At 39.4% G+C, this 24,040-nt stretch carries 17 protein-coding genes; 7 read left to right on the top strand and 10 right to left on the bottom strand.

The genetic code is table 11. The features are described from left to right. Positions 1-4 precede the first annotated feature (4 nt). The 7 genes from rpmG (at position 5) to BFS30_RS08610 (ending at position 5,710) form a co-directional block, all read left to right on the top strand. Complete coding sequence (gene rpmG / locus BFS30_RS08640) at positions 5-187, top strand: 50S ribosomal protein L33 (RefSeq protein WP_008242799.1); 183 nt, start codon at positions 5-7, stop codon at positions 185-187. Positions 188-225: 38 nt separating this feature from the next. Next, on the top strand, positions 226-387 hold the full coding sequence (locus BFS30_RS08635; RefSeq protein WP_069378912.1) for a DUF4295 domain-containing protein: 162 nt from the start codon (positions 226-228) through the stop codon (positions 385-387). 72 nt (positions 388-459) lie between these two features. Next, on the top strand, positions 460-1,422 hold the full coding sequence (gene ftsY / locus BFS30_RS08630) for a signal recognition particle-docking protein FtsY (protein ID WP_069378911.1): 963 nt from the start codon (positions 460-462) through the stop codon (positions 1,420-1,422). A gap of 39 nt (positions 1,423-1,461) precedes the next feature. Next, on the top strand, positions 1,462-2,796 hold the full coding sequence (rimO, locus tag BFS30_RS08625) for a 30S ribosomal protein S12 methylthiotransferase RimO (RefSeq protein WP_069378910.1): 1,335 nt from the start codon (positions 1,462-1,464) through the stop codon (positions 2,794-2,796). Between the two features lie 46 nt (positions 2,797-2,842). Continuing rightward, the gene (gene bshC, locus BFS30_RS08620; RefSeq protein ID WP_069378909.1) at positions 2,843-4,435 is read left to right on the top strand and encodes a bacillithiol biosynthesis cysteine-adding enzyme BshC; all 1,593 of its coding nucleotides are present in this window, start codon (positions 2,843-2,845) and stop codon (positions 4,433-4,435) included. Continuing rightward, a complete protein-coding gene (locus BFS30_RS08615; protein WP_069378908.1) occupies positions 4,435-5,517 on the top strand; it encodes an Ldh family oxidoreductase in 1,083 nt (360 codons plus the stop codon). Before bshC ends, BFS30_RS08615 begins: the two co-directional genes overlap by 1 nt. Next, complete coding sequence (locus BFS30_RS08610; RefSeq protein ID WP_069378907.1) at positions 5,504-5,710, top strand: hypothetical protein; 207 nt, start codon at positions 5,504-5,506, stop codon at positions 5,708-5,710. Before BFS30_RS08615 ends, BFS30_RS08610 begins: the two co-directional genes overlap by 14 nt. 75 nt (positions 5,711-5,785) lie before the next feature. On the opposite strand, the gene BFS30_RS08605 is transcribed toward BFS30_RS08610, so the two are convergent. The 10 genes from BFS30_RS08605 to dapB all read right to left on the bottom strand — a co-directional run bounded on the left by BFS30_RS08605 (position 5,786) and on the right by dapB (position 23,951). After that, the gene (locus BFS30_RS08605; protein ID WP_069378906.1) at positions 5,786-6,217 is read right to left on the bottom strand and encodes a hypothetical protein; all 432 of its coding nucleotides are present in this window, start codon (positions 6,215-6,217) and stop codon (positions 5,786-5,788) included. Between the two features lie 2 nt (positions 6,218-6,219). After that, entirely contained in the window at positions 6,220-9,648 is a 3,429-nt protein-coding gene (locus tag BFS30_RS08600) for a DUF6443 domain-containing protein (RefSeq protein ID WP_069378905.1), read from the bottom strand. Positions 9,649-9,660: 12 nt separating this feature from the next. Beyond that, positions 9,661-13,089: a hypothetical protein gene (locus tag BFS30_RS08595; RefSeq protein WP_069378904.1), complete on the bottom strand. Its 3,429-nt coding sequence runs from the start codon at positions 13,087-13,089 to the stop codon at positions 9,661-9,663. Positions 13,090-13,521: 432 nt separating this feature from the next. Continuing rightward, positions 13,522-14,835 (bottom strand): calcium-binding protein, encoded by a 1,314-nt coding sequence (locus tag BFS30_RS08590; protein WP_069378903.1) that lies wholly within the window; start codon positions 14,833-14,835, stop codon positions 13,522-13,524. Positions 14,836-14,867: 32 nt separating this feature from the next. Then, on the bottom strand, positions 14,868-15,452 hold the full coding sequence (locus tag BFS30_RS08585) for a redoxin family protein (RefSeq protein ID WP_069378902.1): 585 nt from the start codon (positions 15,450-15,452) through the stop codon (positions 14,868-14,870). Positions 15,453-15,520: 68 nt separating this feature from the next. Beyond that, positions 15,521-17,122 carry a SusD/RagB family nutrient-binding outer membrane lipoprotein gene (locus BFS30_RS08580; protein ID WP_069378901.1) on the bottom strand — a complete coding sequence of 534 codons (1,602 nt, stop codon included), beginning with the start codon at positions 17,120-17,122 and terminating at the stop codon, positions 15,521-15,523. Between the two features lie 19 nt (positions 17,123-17,141). After that, positions 17,142-20,501 carry a SusC/RagA family TonB-linked outer membrane protein gene (locus BFS30_RS08575; RefSeq protein WP_208603044.1) on the bottom strand — a complete coding sequence of 1,120 codons (3,360 nt, stop codon included), beginning with the start codon at positions 20,499-20,501 and terminating at the stop codon, positions 17,142-17,144. A 104-nt stretch (positions 20,502-20,605) separates the two neighbouring features. Beyond that, on the bottom strand, positions 20,606-21,796 hold the full coding sequence (locus BFS30_RS08570; protein ID WP_237028727.1) for an ROK family protein: 1,191 nt from the start codon (positions 21,794-21,796) through the stop codon (positions 20,606-20,608). Between the two features lie 211 nt (positions 21,797-22,007). After that, positions 22,008-23,204: a signal peptidase I gene (gene lepB, locus BFS30_RS08565; RefSeq protein WP_069378898.1), complete on the bottom strand. Its 1,197-nt coding sequence runs from the start codon at positions 23,202-23,204 to the stop codon at positions 22,008-22,010. A gap of 6 nt (positions 23,205-23,210) precedes the next feature. Further along, on the bottom strand, positions 23,211-23,951 hold the full coding sequence (gene dapB / locus BFS30_RS08560; RefSeq protein WP_069378897.1) for a 4-hydroxy-tetrahydrodipicolinate reductase: 741 nt from the start codon (positions 23,949-23,951) through the stop codon (positions 23,211-23,213). Positions 23,952-24,040: the final 89 nt, after the last annotated feature.

The following is a 24,040-nucleotide window of genomic DNA, read 5'->3' as shown; positions in this document are numbered from 1 at the left end:
TAAAATGGCAAAAAAAGGTAACAGAGTACAAGTTATTCTAGAGTGTACGGAGCATAAAACTAGTGGCATGCCTGGTATGTCTAGATATATCTCTACTAAAAACCGTAAAAACACTACTGAGAGATTAGAATTGAAAAAATTCAATCCAGTTTTGAAAAAGGTAACTGTACATAAAGAAATTAAGTAATACATTTAGTATTTAACTAAATACAATCTATTTAGATCATGGCAAAAAAGGTAGTTGCAACCCTTAAAACGGGAAAAGGAAAAGAATATTCAAAAGTTATTACAATGACTAAATCACCTAAATCTGGTGCTTATTCTTTCAAAGAAGTTATTGTTCACAACGATCACGTTCAAGATGCTATTTCTGCATCTAAAAAATAATTTTAATATTTAATTATATTAAAGCCGTCCCTTTTAAATGGGAGGGCTTTTTTTGTTTAGTTATACATTCGTATGGGTTTATTCGATTTTTTCAAGAAAAAGGAAACCGCTCCGGAAGCGCAGGAAGCTCTAGACAAGGGATTAGAGAAAACTAAAGAAGGCTTTTTCAGCAAGATCACCAAGGCAGTTGCCGGTAAGTCGACTGTAGATGATGATGTACTGGATAATCTGGAAGAAGTTTTGGTTACTTCTGATGTTGGGGTAAGTACTACCTTAAAAATTATAGATCGTATACAAAACCGTGTAGCTAAGGACAAGTACCTATCGACTTCCGAGCTGAACCACCTGCTGCGGGATGAGATTCAACTGCTATTATCGGAGAACAACAGCAATGACTTCCGTAAATTTGAATACGGACAGCATAAGCCTTATGTCATTATGGTTGTTGGGGTAAATGGGGTAGGTAAAACGACCACCATTGGCAAGCTGGCACATAAACTTAAAGCAGAAAACCTGAAGGTAGTTTTGGGTGCGGCAGATACATTCAGAGCGGCGGCTGTAGAACAGATTAAACTCTGGGGCGAGCGTGTTGGTGTACGTGTAGTGGCACAGGCTATGGGTTCTGACCCTGCTTCCGTAGCATTTGACACTTTGCAATCAGCGGTAGCAAATGGTGAGGATGTTGTGATCATCGATACTGCGGGACGTCTGCACAATAAGATAGGCCTGATGAATGAATTGGGCAAGATAAAAAATGTGATGGAAAAGGTAATTCCGAATGCCCCACATGAAATACTTCTGGTATTGGACGGTTCAACCGGGCAGAATGCCTTTGAACAATGCAAGCAATTTACAGAGGCAACCGATGTAAATGCATTGGCCATTACCAAACTGGATGGCACTGCCAAAGGTGGTGTTGTGATCGGAATTTCCGATCAGTTTAAAATTCCGGTAAAATACATAGGCGTTGGCGAAGGCGTAAACGACCTGCAACTATTTGACAAAAAAGCTTTTGTAGACAGTTTATTTAATTAAACATCATTTAACTGATCTGCTTCAAGATAAAAAACACACATGAATACAAAAACCGTATCTAAGATTATCCCTGTTAAAAAACCTAAAATCAATGTCATTACTTTGGGTTGTTCCAAAAACCTTTATGATTCAGAAGTTTTAATGGGGCAGCTTCGCGGCAATAGCATGGATGTGGTTCATGAATCTGATAAAATGGGTAAGGACGATATTGTAGTCATCAATACCTGCGGTTTTATCGACAATGCAAAACAGGAATCTATCGATACCATCCTGCAATACAGTGAGCTTAAAGAAGCTGGAAAAATAGGAAAGGTAATTGTTACCGGATGTTTGTCTGAAAGGTACAAACCCGAGTTGGAATCAGAGATTACCAATGTAGATGCTTTTTTCGGCACCAACGATTTAAATAACATTCTACATTCCTTAGGTGCGAATTACAAACACGAGCTGATTGGAGAAAGGTTACTGACCACTCCTTCTCATTTCGCATATTTCAAAATTGCAGAGGGCTGTAACCGTCCCTGCTCTTTCTGTGCCATTCCTTTAATGCGTGGAAAACACGTTTCCCGCGATATGCAGGAGTTGGTGAATGAAGCAAAAATTCTTGCTGCTAACGGAACAAAAGAACTGATTCTGATTGCTCAGGATCTGACTTATTACGGTCTGGATATTTACGGAAAACGTAATCTGGACGAGTTGTTAAGACGCCTTTCTGATGTTGCCGGAATTGAATGGATCAGGTTACAATATGCTTACCCTTCAGGTTTCCCTATGGAAATTCTGGATGCCATGAATGAGCGTGAGAACATCTGTAAATATCTGGATATGCCATTACAGCATATTACGGATAACATGTTGAAATCTATGCGTCGCGGGATTACGAAACAAAAAACTATAGATATCGTTAACCAGATCAGAGATAAAGTGCCTAATATCGCTATGCGTACCACTTTAATTTGTGGGTATCCGGGCGAAACAGAACAGGATTTTGAAGAAATGCTGAGCTGGGTAGAAGAGACCAGGTTCGACAGACTGGGATGTTTCACTTATTCTCATGAGGAAAAAACCCATGCCCATAACCTGGTGGATGACGTACCTGAAGAAGTAAAACAGGAACGTGTGGATGCCATTATGGAATTACAACAGGGAATTTCATTTGATATCAATCAGGAAAAAGTAGGAAAAACCTATAAAGTTCTGGTGGATAGAAAAGAGGGTGATTTCTTTATCGGACGTACAGAATTTGACTCTCCGGAGGTTGATAATGAGGTTTTAATTGATGCTGCGACAGGTTACGCAGCCAATGGAAGCTTTGTTAACGTGAAGATTGACAGAGCGGAGGACTTCGATCTATATGGACAAATTGTAAAATAAAAGTGCGATGTGAGGAGTTCTGGTTTATTAACTTAAATTCGTGGCAATGCAGGCCAAATACATCTCTTACCAGGAAACAAATGCCTTCTCCTCCGCTGTACTGGATTACATCAGTGGGAAGGATCAGTTAAGTACTTTTTATAAGTATACACCGGACTTCGAAGGCTTTGCAAAAGCCATCGCTAACCGCAGCTTTAAAGGAAACCGGTCTACACTGACCCAGATCCTGCAAAAGCAATATTCAGGCATGAAGCCATCAGCTTTAGTTGCCCAAAACATTAACCTTCTGGCTGATGACCGGACCTTTACCATTACTACCGGTCATCAGCTCAATATATTTACAGGCCCCCTTTATTTCATTTATAAGATCATTACGGCTATCAATCTTGCAAAAGAATTGAAGCTGCAATTTCCGCAGTATAATTTTGTACCTGTTTATTGGATGGCTACGGAAGATCATGATTTTGAAGAAATCAATCATGTGAAAATTGAGGACAGAATGCTGACCTGGAACAAGAAGGCAGCAGGCGCTACAGGAAGGTTAAGTACAAAAGACATCACAGAGGTACTCATTGCCTATAAAGGTTATCTGGGGATCAGTGAAAATGGCTTAAAGCTATCTGAAATGGTAGAACATGCGTATACCAGCCATGATAAACTTTCTGATGCCACACGTGAACTGGTAGATGGGCTATTCGGGAAGTACGGTTTAGTTTGCGTAGATGCAGACGAACATGAGCTTAAGAAACAATTTGCAGATATTATTGAAGCAGATATTACCGGACAACATAGTTTTCAGCACATTTCGGCCAGCAATGCGGCATTGGAAGAAAAAGGCTATAAAACCCAGGTCAATCCGAGAGAGATCAATTTCTTTTATATGACCGACCAGCTTCGGGAACGGATTGTAGAGGAAGATCAGGTTTATAAGGTGATGAACACGGACATCCGTTTTACGGAAGCCGAGCTGCAACAGGAAATCCTTAATTTCCCGGAAAGATTTAGTCCGAATGTGGTGATGAGACCGGTATATCAGGAGGTGATCCTACCCAACCTGGCCTATATTGGTGGAGGTGCTGAAGTTACCTATTGGCTACAACTGAAAGCAAATTTTGATTATTATAAAATAGATTTCCCGGTATTGTTACTTCGCAACTCTGCATTGGTTATTGATAAACGCAGTGAAGTAAGGATGCAGATTCTGGGAATCAATCATACCAATCTTTTTAAAGATCCGTTGACGCTTAAAAACGACTGGATTAAAGCACATGTGACCTTACAGTTGTCGCTGGACGATGAAGAGCGTGCCATCAGGGCAGTATTTGATCAGATTAAGCTCAATGCTTACAAGATCGACAAAACACTTTCTCAATCTGCCGATGCGGCTAAAACAAGGGCCTTAAAACTCATTACCAATCTGGAGAAAAAAATGCTAAGGGCAGAAAAGCGCAAGCATGATACCTCATTAACCCAGATTGACAATTTAAAAGAAAAGTTGTTCCCTACCGGAGTCTTGCAGGAGCGTGTGTTAAACATCGCCCCTATGTATGTACTCTATGGAGATGACTTTATCAATTCTCTGATTCTTAATTTCAAACCTTTAGACCATCAGTTTACGGTCCTTTTTGCTTCATCATAATGATTTTCCACACCTTTACCGAACAAAAAATACGTCATTTTACAGAAAACGTATTCCTGAAAATGGGATGTCCTGAGGTTGATGCACAGCTGGCAGCAGATGTCTTATTAAAATCTGACCTGAGGGGAATCGATTCTCATGGGGTTGCCCGTTTGAGTGGCTATGTGAGGCTATGGGAGAAGGAACGGATCAATGCCACACCCAATGTTAAAGTAGTGTATGAAACGGCAACTACAGCTACGGTAGATGGTGATGCAGGATTGGGATTAGTGGTTGCGCCTTTTGCCATGAAAGTGGCCATTGAGAAGGCTAAAATTTATGGTAGCGGGTGGGTTTCAGTAAAAAATTCCAATCATTTTGGGATTGCAGGATACCATGCATTAATGGCTGTAGAACAGGATATGATCGGAATCAGCATGACCAATGCCAGTCCGCTTGTGGCCCCTACTTATGCCAATGAAAGACTATTGGGGACTAACCCGATGTGCTATGCTTTTCCTGCCGGAAAATATCCTCCCTTAGTTGTGGATATGGCCACCGCAGCAGCTGCAAATGGGAAACTGGAAATTGCTCAGCGAGCAAACATGCCCATTCCTGAGGGCTGGGTACAGGATAAAGATGGAAATTCTTCTACAAGTGCGCATCAACTAAAAGATGGGGGTTCACTCCTACCTCTTGGTAGCGACAAAGATCATGGAAGTCATAAAGGATATGGTTTAAGTGCTACGGTTGACATTTTATCAGCGGTGCTTTCAGGTGCCAATTATGGACCCTGGGTACCTCCTTTTGTGGCCTTTCTGGAGCCTTCGGCAAACCCGGTTGGGGAAGGTATCGGTCATTTCTTTGGCGCAATGCGAATTGATGGTTTCCGTCCTGCGGAGGATTTTAAAAATCATTTAGACAACTGGATTGAACGTTTTAAATCGGCAAAGACTGTTGATCCGGATAAAAAAGTGATCATTCCCGGTGAACCGGAGTATGCTTTTGAACAGGAACGCAAAGTTCAGGGCATTCCGTTAATTGATGTGGTGGTGAATGACCTGAATGAACTCGCGGCAAAGTTGGGGATTGAAGGATTGTAAAGGCGATGCAGGTTATTTAGATTATGTTACCACGGACTTTCTGATCGGAGAAGGAGAAAATGCCTCTTATGATAAAGAAATCGTAGATCGCATTAACGACATTCAGAAAATGGATGCCGAGACCAAAAGCATCCTGTTCAACGTCATTGATACATACATACAGAACTTTAAGACTAAACAAGCTTTTCAATAAAACAACAAAGCCCGGATAAGCTCCGGGCTAATTTAAATGCTAACAGGTAGCAAACACTTAAGCTAGTGAAATATATTACAGATCTTGCTCCAATTCGATTTTCCGTCTGAAATAAATTCGCTGTGCTTCCTCTTCTTTTTCCACGATTAACTTATCGTAGGCCATCTTATCAGAACAGAACTCTGGGTAGCCAATCACCATTTGTATATAAGGATAAATATCCTCATCTTTCTCAATCGTTCGAATATGCCAATTAGCGCTTACCTTCTCATCAGTAACTTCAAATAGTTGGCAAGGACATACAGAAATCAATCCTTCATCAACTAAGTAGCCCTGATAGTTTTCAAAAACAACAATCCCCATTACTAAATATTCCTGTCCTATAGTTATTCCTCCATATATGGAATTGCCACTTGCACCAAAACGTCCAAATTGCTCATTTAACAATTGTTTGTTCTCGTAGGGACGTAAATCAAACCCAGTTTTATATAAACATTTTACTTTCATTTCTATTTAAATTTAAAGTCATCAACAGCCTTTAATACGTCACCAACAAATTTACCAACATAATGAATAGTTGTTTTAGATCCATCTAGTGCTTCATGACTATATTGCAATTTACTCCAACCAAACCATCTCGTATCCTTCATAGGCCCCACACTTCTCAAAACAGTTCCCAAGGTAGGATTAGATGTTATCTCCGCCATAGACAATTGCTCAGTAAGCGTTGTAGCGGTGGCTCTTCCTGTAGAAAAGCTATACTCTGCTAATTTGCCTAAAAGATCAGCTTTTCTTGCACCTTGCCCAAGTAAATATGATGTTGCACTTTCTGTTGCCCCAAGTGTTCCTGCAGCGAATAATGCCGTTCCGGTTGCGACGCCTTCTGCCACATTAAGAGTTGCCATATTACCTCTAACAGCCTCGGCAATTGACGGTCCTTCTGGCCCGGCATCCAATTGAGGAAGATCATAGCTCCAGCTCTTATCCGAATTTAAGTTAATCTTATACCCAGATGCAGTTGTGGCAGTTCCCTCTTTACCTGCATACAAAGATCCTTTTCCATAAAGCTTCTCTGCTGATGCCTGATCAGTTACATTATCATCCCACTTTGCATAAGATTTACCATCAAGCTCGTACTTAACCCAATCATCACCTTTCATCCCATCAGGATCAACAAAACGTAATGGATTATTATACACGAAAGTGTATGGAGAATACCTTCTCATCTGCTCAGCAAGCGGATCTATTACATTCCAGCGGCCTATTACCGGATCATAGAACCTGGCCCCATAATCGTACATTTTCTCCTGATCTTGCTTTTCCTTTCCGTTATATTGGTATTTATTCTCTGTTCCAATCAAGCTCCTCTGTATGTCCAGCCCAAAAGGATAATAATCCGTTTCCTGAATTTTCCTTGCAACGCCAGCATTAATATCAAAGTACAATCGACCATTACCTAAATGGTCTTCCAGGGTATATTCGTAACTGTAATTCGTAGGGCTATTTCTCACTACGCGTCCTTCAGCAGTCTGAAGGTATTTCAGTATCCCCTGCTCATATTGGATACCACTAATATATTCATTTAATATAGTCGCGCCAACAGCTTTTCCCAGTTTCGCACCAGTCGCATCGTAAGTATAAGTAATCGCATTGGTTCCTGCAGTCATGGTTGCAGGAAGGTTTAGAAAATTATAAGTGATCGCAGCAATATTGTTCGCGGTACTGGTTGCATTCGCTCTGGAAACCATATTACCGTTGGCATCATATGCGTAAGTAGTGGTTCCCGGAAGTTGAAAAACTGCTGAGGAGTTCGTGCTGGTGTCCCCAACAGATGTTAACCTGTTTCCAGTGTAATTGTATTTCAGCTGATCAGTTAACACATTTGCGCTATAGCGCTGCATGCCCTGAATGTTTCCCATCACATCATAAATAATTGACTTTTCATGGTTATTATCACTGCTCAATCCGGATTTCAACCGATTTAACCTATCATAGACATAGTTATAGTATTTTCCTGCTCCCCATTCCTGACGACTGATATTGCCGTTATATTGAGAAGTTACCCCTGCAATCACCTCTTCATATTTTAGGTTCTGAGTGAACAAAGGTGAACTCTGGCTCTTTAACCAGCCTCTTGAGTTATAAGCATAAGTAATGGTCTGGAAAAAAGATGGAGTGGTCAAGTTTGTACTATGCAAGCTTTTACTTGTTAACTGCCCGACTTCATTATAATTATTTCTGCTCAACAAAATCTCCGCATTCGTTGTTGCCGCATTATCTCCGGTTTTCTGGTAAGTGTCCTTTGGCCTGCCCACATGATCATAAGTAAACCGGTTTGCTACATAAAGCTGTTCTACTCCGTTTACATAATGCTTACGGACACTGGTGCTGTCCTCACCAGAGAAATAATAAGTTTTGGTGATGTCATCATAATTGTTAACTGTTAACGCTGCTGTTCCTCCTTTATAATGTTGCTGGATACTTCTCACTACTTGTGCTTTATTATTATAATAATTCACTTTCCATAGCATATGGCTCGTTCCAAGTACGTTTACCTTACTTGCGGTTAGCAATGTTTTGGTCATGTTGCTATAGGAAGCAAAAAGGTTATATGGCGCAACTGTTAAACCGTATATACTATAATCATCGTAATAATTGACCGTAAGTGTTGTGGCAATACCGGTTTGTGGCCAGCTTACACTCGTATAGCCATGTGGTGCAGCAGTAATCAGCTTTCCTTCCCATAAAGGAGTTTGAGTTGCTGCATTGAGTATCGTCTGTAATGCATCCCGGTAAGGTGTATTTGCAGTACTAGAAGGATGAACATAGATACCGGTCAATACAATTCTTCCAAGTGCATCGTATTTTGTTACGGTCCATTCCTGTGGCGCCTTCGCTCTTTGCAAAGCATCCTGAGTTCCTACCAATTGATCTATTTTGTTATACAGGAGATATTCCCATCCTTTTCCCGGAAGTTTCTTTTCAATCAGTCTTTTTCTGCCATCATAATGATAAGCATAGATATACTGGTTAAAAGGAACATCCGTTCCTGCTTCCGTAAATGAAGTTACAATAACCGCTGGAGGGATCACATAACGCAAGTTTCCTAAATCATCATACACATAGTAAGTAGACAGAGAAACCGTTTCCGTTTCCCAGATTCGTTTCAATACCACCCGTCCTTCAAGATCCTTGAATTCTTCAACTGTACCTGTTTTTCCACTAAGCCAGTTTTCATCTTTGCTAACGGTCTTATATAGTTTTCCGGGTAAGTAAGCTGCTGCTGTACTTGCGCCACCAGTTGGGGTCACTGTCCATAGTTTTACCTCATTACTAATATTGGTTCCATAATTTATTACTGCTGTTCTTCCTCCTGCTGCCGTTCGGGTAGCTGCAGGTTGCCATATTGCTCCGGGAGCACCTTGCTCCAAAACCCGGTTTAGAGTAGAAGCCTCAAATACCGTTTTGGAAAAGGCGGTATTGTTCGGAATCGTCGTTACTCCTGGAGCAACCCAGCCTGAAGTGGTACCTGGATTGGTATAGAATGAGTTTTGCTCTGCAAGTCCGGTTGGTTTATAACTTCCGTTACTTTGGGCTACTCCAGCCGAGTAAGGTAAATATTTTTTATCCTCTCGACCAAAAGCATCATATGCAATCGGGGTCACTAAATCCCTGAACCCAGGGCTGGCATTCCATTGTACTGTCTGTAACGCTCTGCCCAAACCATCAACATATTGGAAGGTCCGGTTCACTTGTCCTACAGGTAATCCAGTTAGCTGACTATCTGTGGTCTTTCCTGAAACCCTGACCGTAGCTTCCATGATGTAGTTCTGATTATTGCTTGGTGTCTGACATATGACCGGTTTTGTCCATAACAACGCTGTACTACCAATAAGGATATGTAAATAAGGTATCTGAAATTTTAATATATTTTTCATGATTGAGAGCGCTTAAGGTTTATAATAATACTGGTAATTCTTAATGATATGTCCGTTGTGATCCTTAATGGTTTTCAATCGCATAAAAGTATCATACTCATAATAGGTAACCATTCCTTTCGCATCAGTGCTGCTGGTAAGTCCTGCTAAGGGGTCGTAACTGTACTGCGTAATCTCTGCATTGGGCAATGCTGTCTTTAAAGGGTTAAGAAAAGTACCGATCTGGGTCTGGCTTGGTGTTGAGTTCGTAAAAGTAAGAATAGCGGGAGCTCCCAACGCTGTTTCAATGGCGCTATAATCCGCGTTTTTGATTTCCGCAATAGGAAAAGACCCATTATAAGACCAGAGATAACTATGTGAAATTCCGTTGATCTTTTTTTGCTGAAGCAGATTTCCTTTTAAATCATATCTGATCATGGAAATTACCGGAACATATCTGGGATCTTTCTTTACTGCACCCGACTGTATCAGGGCAGGAGCGAAATTACTCAGGGGAGCAACATTTTCAATGGTATAGACCGTATCTGGTAAGGTTTGACTTGGTTTATAGCCTGTAAAATCCGATGAAACCAGATTCAACGTACTTGTCCCTGATTTCCTGAACACCGATTTCTCTATCTCAGCAGACAAGATGTTTTTCTGGCCAAGGTTTTTTATGCCGGCGGATAAAGCATCACTGGCCGTAACATTGGCAAAATCTGCAGCGTATTTGATTTTAGTCAACAACTCTTCGTTACTTCCGGTCGTGGTAATTTCTGTTGGGAAAAGATGAACGGGAGCAGACGTATAATTATAACTGGTCATTACACTGGTAGAATCGTTATTGAAAAAGTTCTTTTCAACTGTTGTTTTTAATGGTTGATAACCGGATTTGAAATTATAAACAGAATATTGATACAGGTTCTCCGTTAGTTCAAATCCCGCGTTTGCAAATACCCTCAGGACATATTTAACTGTTAATCCAGCAACATTATCCATAAAGACTGTTGGATAATAATCATTATTCACCTTTTTTACCGGATAAAAACTATTATTCGCAAAGCCAAAGTCTGTTTGTTCTAATAACAACCCCCTTTGCCAATCTCTGCTATCTGCAGGAGGATAAGGGAAAGCATTTACCGGTCCGGTTAAAGCTCCAAAATAATCCGGATAACTTGATGGAGAAGTATATTTGAAAATACTTTTTCCGTTGGTAACCTGACTTACCGGATCTACACTGGTAACAGTAACCGTTGAATAGCCTACATAGCTTCCCTGGGTGGTGCTTAAGGGATAATTAGTATCACTATTTAATACAGCATAGACATAGTCCACTATTCCTTCAATATCATCGTGCACAAAACGTTTTCTTTCGGCATAACCATAAGTATGAGTAACATTTGAAACCAGTTCTCCCGATGTTTTCCCATCAGGCAACAGGTACTCGTAATTTTTTTGAGTGTATTGATTGCTAATGGGATCAAAATCTTTCACAGATTTCACCCTTAATCCGCCAACATCTCTAAAGCCTGGTCCTGGTTGGGCAGGTAAAATATTTGACCAGCCGGATACTATTGCGGCAGGCATTTCGTGAAAGGTATTGTAATAAGTATTGTTGTCAATAAAGGTCGCTATGGGTTTAAAAACTAATCTGTAATCACCGGAAGGTAAAGCGACAGTATAGTTATAGGCGACCGTTCCGTTAACCGGGTTTACAGTTTTCTGTCCATTACCATCAATGTCAAACATGGAAACTACAACCGTATTCGAGGCATTATAAATTTCAAAGCTCATGGAATTGCGATTGATTTCCTGATACTGATAACCCGTGATCTGGATATTGACATTTGCAGTCCCCTCTTTGGTAATGTTAAAATCTTTATAATACCTCTTTACACCACCTTCGATATAAGAACTATAGAGTAATGTAGAGTAGTTTGAATAATCAATATTCATCGAATGGCTCTGAGGAACTTCTGTTGGAGGAATGATACCGGAATCAGCTACCCTGTTTAACTCATAATCAAACTCCGTACTACCACCGGTTGGATAAGTTATTTTTTTGAGGGTTCCAGCCTTACAGGCACTGAGTAATGGTCCTTTTCCTTTGATGATATAATTGGCGAAAATATTAGGAGGACCTGATAATTCATAATCCAGGTAATACTGCTGATTAAAAGTATAGTTATTGTAGTATCCCCAATGATCTCTGGACCTGGAGTCTCTGGCGGGAAGTCCGGTTTCATAAGTTAAACCATAAGTCTTACTGATGCTACCTGTAGCACCAAGCTCCTGAACCTGGTCCAGGATTAGTCTCCTGTTTTTAGTTAAATAGTTGGCCCCATTTAAGAAATTATCTTCTAAACCGCTTTCAACAGCATTCAAGTCTACCAAGAGACCATTCGCCATATACTTATGGTTCAGTTTATATTCTTTTCTAAGTAGTCCAGCCGTAGATTTAATCCTGACACCAGTCAACATTTTATCTCCAATTAAATCCCTCCGGTCTTTGTCGTAGCTGAATTCTACTTGTCCATTAGAAAATGAAATTAATTTTAAACGTTTATTTTCAGTAAAAGATCTGCTAATATTACGAACGTTTTCATCCAGTATATTGGGAGGATAGACGGAAGCTTGTTGTGGATTTAGGATGACGTAACGTTGGTCGGAACTCGGCATATCATACTGCAGACTATAACTTTCATAGGTTAATGTCACTACTGCCCCATTAGTAGATGTTATTTTGCTCAAATACCAACTATTGATGGAAGCGGGAGCTGTTCCAGGTCCAGGCACATCAGGATCAGTTTCTCCGCTAAGTTGGTAGCCTCTGCTTTTAGTGGTCTCGTAGTCATTGAATTCATAAATTGTTCCATCTTCTGTAGTCACTTTAAATCCAATGATATTGCTGGATCCAATTGGCCTGAAGAGCGCAATTTTCAGTTTTTGGTAAGGAACTATGGTAATCTTATCATTCAGTCCAAGGTAGAATCTTCCGGATTTACCCATAAAGTTGAAATAAAAAACATCCGGCTGATAATCTATATCATCTCTTGCGATGGACAGTAATTCCTGGGGGGTAGGTTGTGTCGGTACAGGAACGGAGAAGTTTCTGAGTTCATCTGGACGGCCATACATAGAACGGTTAATCACCCCTCCGGCACTTAAGGTCCAGCCCAAACCACTCGATGAAGCATATTCTGTTACTTTTATGCCACCTGCATTATAATTTAACCCTATTGGAACGCTAATGTCCTTTTCTTTAACCTCATAAAGCGGAATATTGATACTTGGAATACCGGTATATAATCCGATTTCAGTATTTCCATACTGCCCAAGCGCGGAAGCATTCGGAGAAGGGGTGATCACATTTTTTAAATCTTTATTGGTTTGGGATGTCTGTCCCAGACAACAAGAGGTGTAAGCAATAAAGACCATTAAGAAGAAGTAGGTTCTTTTCATATTTGAGATTACATTAATAGCTGAAAGAGGCTGTGAGAATGGAGGTGTAGCTTTAAAATCAAAAAGACTGGGCTTTTCTTGATATTGAATAAGGTTGAACAATTAATTGAGCACATCCTAGAAGATTTTAGATGATCTAATATAATAAATTGAAAATCAGCATATCAAATAAAATAAAACATTGTCAAATATTAATTTTTATTGTTTTAAAAATCAAATTATTGAGACAAATTAGCATAGATTATCGTCTGTAAAACTGCTTGTTCACACCTACTCAAAACATCAGAAAATTAGGCATAAAAAAACCAGGCATTCTCATAAAACACCTGGTTTAAAGTAAATTTTATTAAATAAGATTTTTATATTGATATTAAAGATCAGCCAAATACATTTTCATCCAAATTGGATATACAAGTTTAATAATTACCCTGGCTATTTATCATCAAGAAAGAGGGTCTCATCACCTTCCTTAAAAGGCAGAAATACCATCACCAAGGTCATCATTTCATCAGTAGACTTCATATCTTTTGCAGAGAACACCATCTTAGGTGGGTTATTGGGATTGTTAGGATTTTCTTTTCTATTGTCATAGGTTCCCTCAATTGTCAGCACAGAACCTTTTGGAATTTTGACCAGTTTCTTAAATCGATAGATCTCCTGCCATCTGAAATCCCATGAAGGAATGGAGACCAATTTGATTGTATCCCCTTGTGGAGATACAGCATAAGCTTTAAAATCTTTACCCAACAAATGCATATGAGGCCAGACATATAGCAAGGATTGATCTTCAGGGGTGGTAATCTTAAGATTAAATTTTCTCACTGAGTCTGCAGGAATCATAAAATAAGGTTCGATAGACTTCTCTCCTATTCCACCAGATCCCAAACTGATCACACTCACTTTTCTGTTTATCGGGGTCTTCTTATAGAAGAAGTTAATTCCTGAGATATCTTCCATATCGACTCCTGTTGGTGCATAATGGATTGTTAACAAAATCACGCCTCTTTTTGGCATCACCCAGCCCATATCATTTGGATAAGATTCATAAGAAGTTCCTGGAATCCAGCCTCCATAATACGTCATTGATTTTTTAAATGGGAAATACATCGCGTACTTTGTACGATCATCATCCGTCAGGTTCAAATAATCATCCCCCTGATTAATGTCAATTCCTTCTTCTACCGGATGGATAGCAAAGTTGGCATGGTGAATTATTTTTTTATTGCTGGACTCAAATTCAATTGCTTCGACATTTTGCAACTGTCCCTGCTCAAAAGGAATTTTAAAAACAATGAAACGCTCTTTATTATCCCCTTTTACAAGGAATGGCTTTTTCATCTTGATGGTATAATCAGGTTTTCTATGAAACTTTGTTTCGGTTGCACTTAAAGAAGCTATTTCTTCCTGTCCGCGAGTTGCTTTTCCCTCTGGAGCTTTTTGATCTACCCAATCTACAATCAGTTGCTTTTCTTTTGCTGAAAGGGAGCGGTCATTTTGAAAGTCCCTATAGTGATTATCGGGTTTCCATGGAGGCATATATCCAGCCTGCGTTACTTTTTTAATAAAACTCGCTCTTTTGGCCACATCCTGATAAGTAAGCAGGGAAAATGGAGCCGCATCTCCAGGCCGGTGGCAAGGAGCACATTTTGTCTTAATAATGGGCGCGATGTGTTGGTAATAGGTAATTTTCTGAGCTGAAACCACTGTACTCAACAACAGCAGGCTAATCACGAAATAATTTCTCATTCAAATATTTTTTGCTTGGATTAGATAATAAGTTATAAATCATTGATTAAGCATCCAACAGGCTTGGTTTCTTTATAAATACTTGTTTTTGTAGTCATAAGTTGAGATAAAGCATCATCCAAGTAATTTTCTGTAATAATCTGTCTTTTTTTTCCAAGGCTAACCGCCCAATTGTCAATTAATCCCCTGTAAGTGATTGCTCCTATTCGATTAATGACCAGAACCTCGGGTGTTGTAGTACCTTTAATGTATTTGGTCAGCAAATGATTTTTATCTATTAAAACCGGAAAATTGACTTTGTATTTCTGACTAAACTCTGCCACTTCTTTTGCACTATAAGCCGCTCCGGGAACAATTCCATAGAATGCAACACCCGGATACTTAAGTTTTAGCTTAGCTGTTATAGGAGCGTAATTCTGACACAATGGACATTCGGGAGACAGCAATAACAATACGGTTAATTTTTCTGAGATCAGACCAACATCCTTTCCACTTTTATCTATTAAATGAAAAGAAGACAATTTAGACCAGGATAGTATTTTTGGACCATTGGTTGCTGAGATGTTAAATGTTCCTACAAACCACAAGATCATCACGATCGATTTATTAAATTTCATAGCCTTCGAAAATAGAAAGAACTCCGGATGTAATCCGGAGTTCCTTAAATTTAATGATTTTTCATTGATTATTTTTTATCCCACCATACGCGGCCGAAAGGATCATTTGGTCCTTGTCCAAAATCAGGATTCTTAGCCATTTCCGCAAATGCTGCTTGTTGGTTATTGTAATTAAGATTTGAAGGAGCCAAATTAGTCAAACCAGCTCTTCTAATTAGTTTCAACTCAGAACCGTTAGCGACTAAAGGTGACCATGCCAGAACGGAAGTCGTATTCGGAAATCCAGTGCGCTTCCACCATGCCCATGCTTCCAATGGCTGTCTGAAGAAATCCAGATAAGCCTGAACAGCAATTTGCTCCATTGCTTTAGCAGCCTCAAATTTCACCCCTACGGCATTATAATAACTATCTATCTCGGTAGATTTAACCTCTACATACGAGCTGATTTTTGCATCTATTGCTCTCTCATTATAAAACTGTACAGATGCATAAACTCCCTTTTTATACCAATCTTCTGCCACATCAGAAGTAATGCTTCTTGCAGCAAGATCTGCTCGTATAAAACAGTACTCAGGATAGGTAAGAATGGGAAAGAATCCTTTTCCTGTACCAGACTTAAATCCATCGTTTTCATCAAAATTAGGTGTAAACAATCTATGCTGCAATTCTGACAGTGTATCCGTTGCTTTATAAAGAGCCGCATGCTGTGGAAGTTTAGCATCATCCGGGCTTGTATAACTACCTAAGTATTGTTGATTTTTATTGGTTCTGTAATAAATTCTCAATCTTGGATCCTGTTTGGCCTTCATAAAATCAAGGACAGGTTTCCCTGCAACGAAATTATCAGGATTCCAGTTAGAGCCTGCATCAGCATAACTTGGACCAACTTTAACCATCCAGGAATCTGCGTTTCCAGACATCTGTACATTGTCAGCTAGAACTTCAGTTGCAATTGCTTTTAATTTTGCAGGGTCAACCTTGATTAAACGGAGTGCGATTTTCAAACGAAGTGCATTTGCCGCTTTAGCCCAATTGGCAGCAACTCCATTAAACATTGGATCGTTTCCACCAAGTTCTACTTGCCCCGCAGCTCCAGATTTAAGAACAGCAACAGCATCTTTCAACTGAGTATCAATGGTAGAAAAAACTGTACTTTGAGTATCGTATTTTGGTGTAAAAGTACCGCCATATCGCCCTTGAAAAGCTTCAGTATATGGAATACTTCCATTGATATCACTTGTGTAAAACGCATAATAGCTCAACAGTACCTGACTAATGGCTCGTATATGGGTATATTTTCCTTTCTGATCAGCCGGCATTCCATCGATATTACGGATGCCATCGACCAAAGCAGACCCTACATTATTGTAAAAGTTTCCGTAACGGGTATTAAACTGTGAACCGACATTGTTAAAGTTTGCAGAGTTTCCTGCATTAAGTGTCGCATATTGCATCCAAAGATTCGCTGCACGGTATACATCGGCAAAGTACTCAAAGTCATTTGGGATACTTGTAGATGCTTTTAAAAACTGATCCTCAGGTTTAACGCTATAAAGTGTTTCCGGATTCAAGTTCGCATCCACAAAGGCCTGTTTCTTACATGACGCCCCTGATATCATAACTACAAATAGTAGTGAAAGATATTTTGTGTTTTTCTTTATATTTTTCATGTCAATATTTTTAATTTGATTAAAACGCCGCTTTTATATTGAAACCTAAACTCCTCACATAAGGCCAGCCTCCATACTCAGCGAATGCACCTGCTCTATTGCTAAAGATACCTTCAGGGTTAATTCCGTTCTTAGCCGTTTTATATATATAACCCAAATTTCTACCTGTCAATGTTACTCTAAGGCTATTGATTTTGAAGTTTGAAAGCAGTTTTTTAGGCAAAGAATAGCCAACAGAAACTTCTCTTAAAGCCACCCATGTGTTTTCGAATACAGAATATTCACGAATACCACTAGACCATTGACTAAGGTTTTCATAATAAGCATAAGCTGGGATTGGTTGCAATAAACCTTTATCAACAGCTTCGGCATAGGTCATACCACCAAGATCCACTCCTTTTGAAACCAGTCCGTCATTCAAAACGCCATCAGGTATGATTCCATCATGTTTTACAACACCATCAGCATCAGTGTAAGTTACTCCTCCACTTGCTGCATCACGCCCAAATAATGAGTTTTCCAATGATCCATTTGCAGAACCATATTGATGTGTTCCTGAAGCCATCAGACCACCAACTTTAGCATCAATCTGAAAACCAAGTGTAAAATCTTTATAAGTGAATTGCTGAGTTGTACTTGCCAGGAATTTCTCCATCATAGTACCCAATTCTTTTCTTTCTCCGTTATAATCCTGAGAGCGAACAAAGGTATAATAACCTCCTGTTGTTCCATACCCTGTATTTCCCAATACCTTTTTACCATTGCTAGGGCTGGCAATCGCATTTCCATTGGCATCTTTCTTTTGATAGTAAGAGAAAGCTGACCCCGTTACCAGCGTACCATAATCTCCACCAACTTTCGCAACAGAAACGATGTCGTTACCAAAAGCATAATCCAGTTCATAAGTATCCACTCCTGAAGTAAGAGAGATAATCTTATTTTTATTTCTTGTAAAGTTAATGCTGGAAGTCCAGTTGAAATTTTTTGTAACGATTGGTTTTGCAGTCATTAAGATCTCCACCCCTTGATTTTGCACATTCCCGGCGTTTAACGATCGTGAGGTTACTCCCGATTCCATAGGAAGAGATAGACTTAAAATCTGATTGGTTGAATTTCTTTTATAATAAGAGACATCAAACCCAAGGCGATCTCCAAAGAATCTTAAATCAGTACCGATCTCTAATTCCTTAGTTAACTGATTCTTAAGATCTGGATTTTTCAAAATTCTATCTGAGAAACCAAATATGGATTGATTACCACCAGATGCATTATTGAAAGTTCCGTTTAGGTTATAATATCCTGCTTTATTCGTGAATTGTGCTTCTGCATCCAGACCGGTATAAGAATATGCCGCTCTTAATTTACCAAAAGATAAGATAGAATTCTCTCCCTTAAACAAAGGTAATTCGGTGAAAGTCCATGCCATACCCACGCTAGGATAGAAATAAGAATGATCACCTGAACCATCTCTGTAAGTCAACGTTGAAGACCAGTCATTCCTGGCACTATAGTTCAAAGTCAACATATTTCTCCAGGTAAAATCACCATAGATATATACCGCATCGGTACGCTTTCCAGGATTTGGATAAGATTTGGTAGTTGCCGGATTCAATGAATTGGAGATCGCAAATAACCCGGGAGCATTCAAACCTCCATTGGTATATGCCGAACTGAAATATCCAGAATTATTAACATTTGACCGATAGGTTTCTCCCCCCAGAGCAAAATTAGTTTCCAGGTCTTCAGTAATTTTGCGATTTCCGGTCAACAATCCCTGTACGCGGTATGATTTATTGCTGGACTGATCAATTTGATAATCTCCTCCTGCAAAACCGATCCTCGCCCCCCTGTTTTTTCTTTCATATTGAGTGGTATAAGCATTTGTATTTGCTTTTACCAATCCTGTTAACCAAGGCGTTAATTTGATATTAAAATCAATATTGGCAATTAAGTTATTTTCTTTTTGAATTCTATTGTCCTCAAAAAAAGCATAAGCCCAGCTTCCCAAACGATAAGGATCATTGATATCTGCATCAACAGAGCTTAACGCACCACCTGCAGGGTTGATGTAATTCTTAGTATAGTAATCAATGTCTGCATGTCGAGGCATATAATAAGTAAATGCGAACAATGGATTATTCCTACTTCCTTGTCTTCCAGGATTTTTTGATTCAGACATGGTATAATTTACACTCGCATCAACAGAAATTGTTCTGGAAATATTCTGAGTACCCCTAAATGCGAAAGTATTTCTATTCAGTGCGTTGTTTGGAAGAATACTGGTATTGTGAAGATTGGTATAAGACAAGCGGAAGCTATTGTTTTCACCAGCCTTTTCAATCGCAACGTTTGTATTTATAAATTTACCAGTTTCAAAGAAGTTAAGCGGATCATTTGCACTCCATGGAACCATACGTCCATTCATGTCTTTTACCATATGTCCATCGAATTTTGGTCCGAAGGAATATCCACCCCGATTAATTGCAGCGATGTCCTCTATTTTATCAACGCCATTTGCATCTTTCTCAAATTGTGGCAAGATACCGCCACCATATTCATTTTGGAAATTAACAATTTTATATGCCTGATCAAAAGAAGAAGTCTGTGCAACATTAATCCCCAATCCATCAGTCTTACGTCCCTTTTTTGTAGCAATTAATAACACCCCATTTTGCGCCTTAGAACCATATAATGCGGAAGCAGCAGCTCCTTTTAGGACCGTTAAACTTTCGTAATCATCAGCATTCAAATTCTTCATAATATTACCAAAATCGGCATTATCACCCCAAGAATCCGCACCAGTTGTTCCCGGTTCGATTAAAACCCCGTCGATCACAACCAATGGCTGAGTATTTCCCCCTAATGAAGCATTACCACGGATTCTAATTCTTGAAGAAGATTGAGGCCCGCTGGCTCCCTGATTGATCATTACTCCTGCAACTTTCCCTTGTAAAGCATTTACGACGTTCGCACTATTGGCCTTGGCGAGTTCTTCCCCCTTTACTTCAGTCACAGAGTAACTAATCTTCCTGGTATTGGTTTTTGTACCAAAACCAGTTACCACTACTTCAGATAATGCTTTTGCATCATCCGCCATAGTAACATTTATAGTTCCATTCGCTCCTACAGTAATCTCTTGCGTTAGCAATCCAATAGAAGAAAAAGTCAGAACTGCACCTGGTTTCACGGCGATAGAAAATCTTCCGCTGCCGTCTGTTGCGGTGCCATTTTTTGTGCCCTTTTCAGTAACACTCACACCAGGGATGGGCTCCCCTGATTTTTCTGTTACCTTTCCGGTAACTTTCTGCTGCGCATAAGCCGATATTGTTATTACGCTTAATAACAAAACAGCCATACACTTTAAGTACATGTGTTTCATCTCCGATAAATTTAATTAGTTAGAATTTAGGTTAATTGTTTTAGTAATGCATTGATCTTTAAAAGGTTTTAGCTTATCCCTAGGCTAAAATCCTTCTGTATTTTTTAGTTAAAGTTACAATTCTCTACTACGAGTGTCGCCGCACCTAAAAGACCAGATTCATTGGCCAGTTCAGAGACTTTGATATCCGTATGTTCCGCAAGTCGGGGGATACAAAACTCGTGAATGGCTTGTTGTATTGGTGCCATCAGGATTTTTCCTGCAGTTGCACCTCTACCACTTAAGACAATAAGCTTTGGGTTAATAATGTGAATTAAGGTAGCCAGCCCTTTTCCAATCAGAAAAGCGGCATCAGCCAGAATAGAAACAGCTAAGGGATCCCCCGCCTTAGCTGCTTCCAGAAAATGATCACCAGGTAATTTGTTATTCTCTTCAAATAAGCGTTCCAGACTAGAACTCACGCCCTCAGCGATCTGAGATTTGGCCCTTTCTACCAATACCAGTAAAGAGGTATCGACTTCCAGGCAACCCCGTTTCCCACAAGAGCAGAGTTTGTTGCTTTGAGATAAGGGAATGTGACTAAATTCGCCAGCATATCCGCTATGTCCTCTAAACAAACTACCGTTGATTACCATTCCCAAACCGATCCCCCAACCGATATTGACAACCATAACATCTTTAAGTTCCTTTCCCGCACCAAATTTCAATTCTGCCAATGCAATAATACTGGAATCATTGTCGATGAATACAGGTAGTCCAAGTTCCTTACTTAAATATTTTGTTAAATTTCCATCCCCTGTTATGGTAAAGAAAGTATGATTTACTCCTTGTTCTGCATTTACAAAACCAGGCATTCCCATTCCTACTCCCAATATTTGTCCGGTTGAAATACCGGATCCGGATATATATGTTTTTAAGAAATTTATCAGTGTTTTTGTGACTTCAGGATCGTCTTTTAAGGTAAGCTTTAAGATTTCAGGTTTCGCTTGAACCTGATTTAGCAAATCGTAAATTACCACCTGAGTTACCAGTTGATCCATAGCTACGGCAACGATATACCTTTGCTTTTGCTTATTCAACAGAAAGGTCAGCGCACGTCTTCCTCCTGTCGATGGAGCCAGACCATGCTCCAAAACGTACCCGTCTTCTACCAGATCATTAACCACACTTGTAATTAAGGGCAAGCTTTTATGCGTACGATGACTCAACTCAGTAAGTGTTAAAGCCTTACTGTAGTAAAGATGTTTGATCACATCTGTCCTTAGCTGGTGATATTTTTTGATACTAGCGGTCAAAGGTTTAGGTTTTGTCATCTCAAACTTAAAATATTTTTACGAATTAACAGCATACTTTTTAAATTATTTTTTAAGTACGATCTACTTAAGTAACAAAAAAATAAGATATATTCTCTATAATAAGCCAGAAACGCATTTTTCAAAGCGAAAATCCGGTAAAAAAAAGCGGGTAATGCATAGCATTACCCGCTTTTAACCTAATAAATATGGTCTAATGTATTCCTTTAAGTAACCTGTTCCACCTGATTTTGTTAAAGAAAGACCCGTTAGTATCATAGCTCATCCAGATGAACAATGCTTTTCCAACGATATGATCTTCAGGTACAAAACCCCAATAGCGTGAATCCGCTGATTTATGGCGATTATCTCCCATCATCCAATAGTAATTCATTTTGAAAGTATAGCTATCTGCAGGCACACCGTTAATTAACCAGCCTTTACCAGATTTCTCTACTTTATTTCCTTCATAAATTCTGATGCTTCTTTCGTACAAAGGCATAGTCGCACTATCCAGTTTTACCGTCCATCCTCTTTTTGGAAGAATGATCGGACCAAAGTTATCTACGTTCCAGTTTCTGTTCGGATCGTAAGGAAAAATATCCCCATCTCTTTTCTGGTCAGCTTCAGTAAGCTCTTTCACCGACTGAACGAAGTCCAGCTTTCTCACCTTCTCCATCATTGGTTCTGTACCGGTAAACTGATAAGAAGTCTGACTCATTGGAGCAATATCTTCTGAAACATTAAAGCCCAACGTCTCAAAAACGCCAAAATTCACATCCTGACTCTTAAATACAACTTCATAACCGATCTGGCCCGTATTCTTCAACTTCTCTGGTTTTCCATTGAGATAAACCAATCCGTTTTTCATACTAACCGTATCACCGGCAATTCCTATACATCGTTTAATGTAATTCTCTCTTTTATCTACAGGGCGGGTAACTATTGTAAACTGACTGTTTACCTGCTTCCAGCCCAGAGATCTTACCAGTTGATAATAATCCTGATCCTGATATTCCAGGGCCACCGTATCTCCCTGAGGATAATTAAATACTACTACGTCATTTCTTTTAATATCTGATAAACCAGGCAACCTGCGGTATTTCCACTGAACTCCATCCCAATATGCTTTAGTACCGGTAACAGGCATGGTATGGTGTGCAAAAGGAAATGCAATCGGTGTCATAGGAATTCTTGCGCCATAATTTACTTTACTTACAAACAAAAAATCACCGACTAGTAATGACCTTTCCATGGAAGCGGTAGGTATGGTATAAGCTTCAATAAAAAATACCCTGATAATAGTAGCAGCTATTACCGCAAATAAGATGGCGTCAAACCATTCACGGCTTTTAGTTTTTTTCTTTCTTGGCTTGGCATCTTTGTTCTTTTGCCAGAATTTCCAATTCATACTTCTTTATTTAAAATTAAATATATCGGCTATGTTATAAAAGCCTTGTTTATTTTGCAACCACTCCGCTGCAACTATAGCACCTAAAGCAAAACCTGCACGACTGTGTGCGGTATGTTTCAATTCAATGTCATCCACCTCAGAACTATATACTACAGTATGCGTTCCAGGGACATTTTCAATTCTGTGTGATTCAATCAACACCTGTTCTTTTTTAATGACATCCTCAAAAGGAGTTCCTACCAGCTCATTTACCCATTCCGTTTTACCGTCCAGCTCTTCAATGATTCCTTCTGCGATGGTCATTGCGGTTCCACTTGGAGAATCCAGCTTTTGGGTATGATGAATCTCTTCGACCTGCACGTCATAGGCAGGGAAATTACTCATCAATTTTGCCAATACTTTATTGATATGGAAAAAGATATTTACTCCTATACTAAAGTTTGATCCATACAATAGGGTATTGTTACTGCTCAAACATTCATTTTTTACTCCCTGAAGTTGGCCATACCAGCCTGTAGTGCCGACAACTATTGGAAGATTCGCTTCAAAACACGCATAAATGTTGCCTATTGCAGCATCTGGAGCACTAAAATCTATTGCAACATCTGCTTTAGATAAATTAGATTTATTCAGATCGTCTAGATTATCTACGCTAATTTTTAAGACCACTTCGTGGCCTCTTTCAAGTGCAAAACGTTCAATAATCTGACCCATTTTACCATAACCCAATAGTGCTATTTTCATCGTTGCTTCTATTTGTATTTAAAGGTGATGAAGCTTTCATGAATTATGAAGGTTTCATCGTTGCTTCTATTTGTATTCTAGTCGTTATT

It is taken from the genome of Pedobacter steynii (genome assembly GCF_001721645.1).
GTDB lineage: Bacteria > Bacteroidota > Bacteroidia > Sphingobacteriales > Sphingobacteriaceae > Pedobacter > Pedobacter steynii_A.
This window is presented reverse-complemented; position numbering and strand designations above follow the sequence as displayed.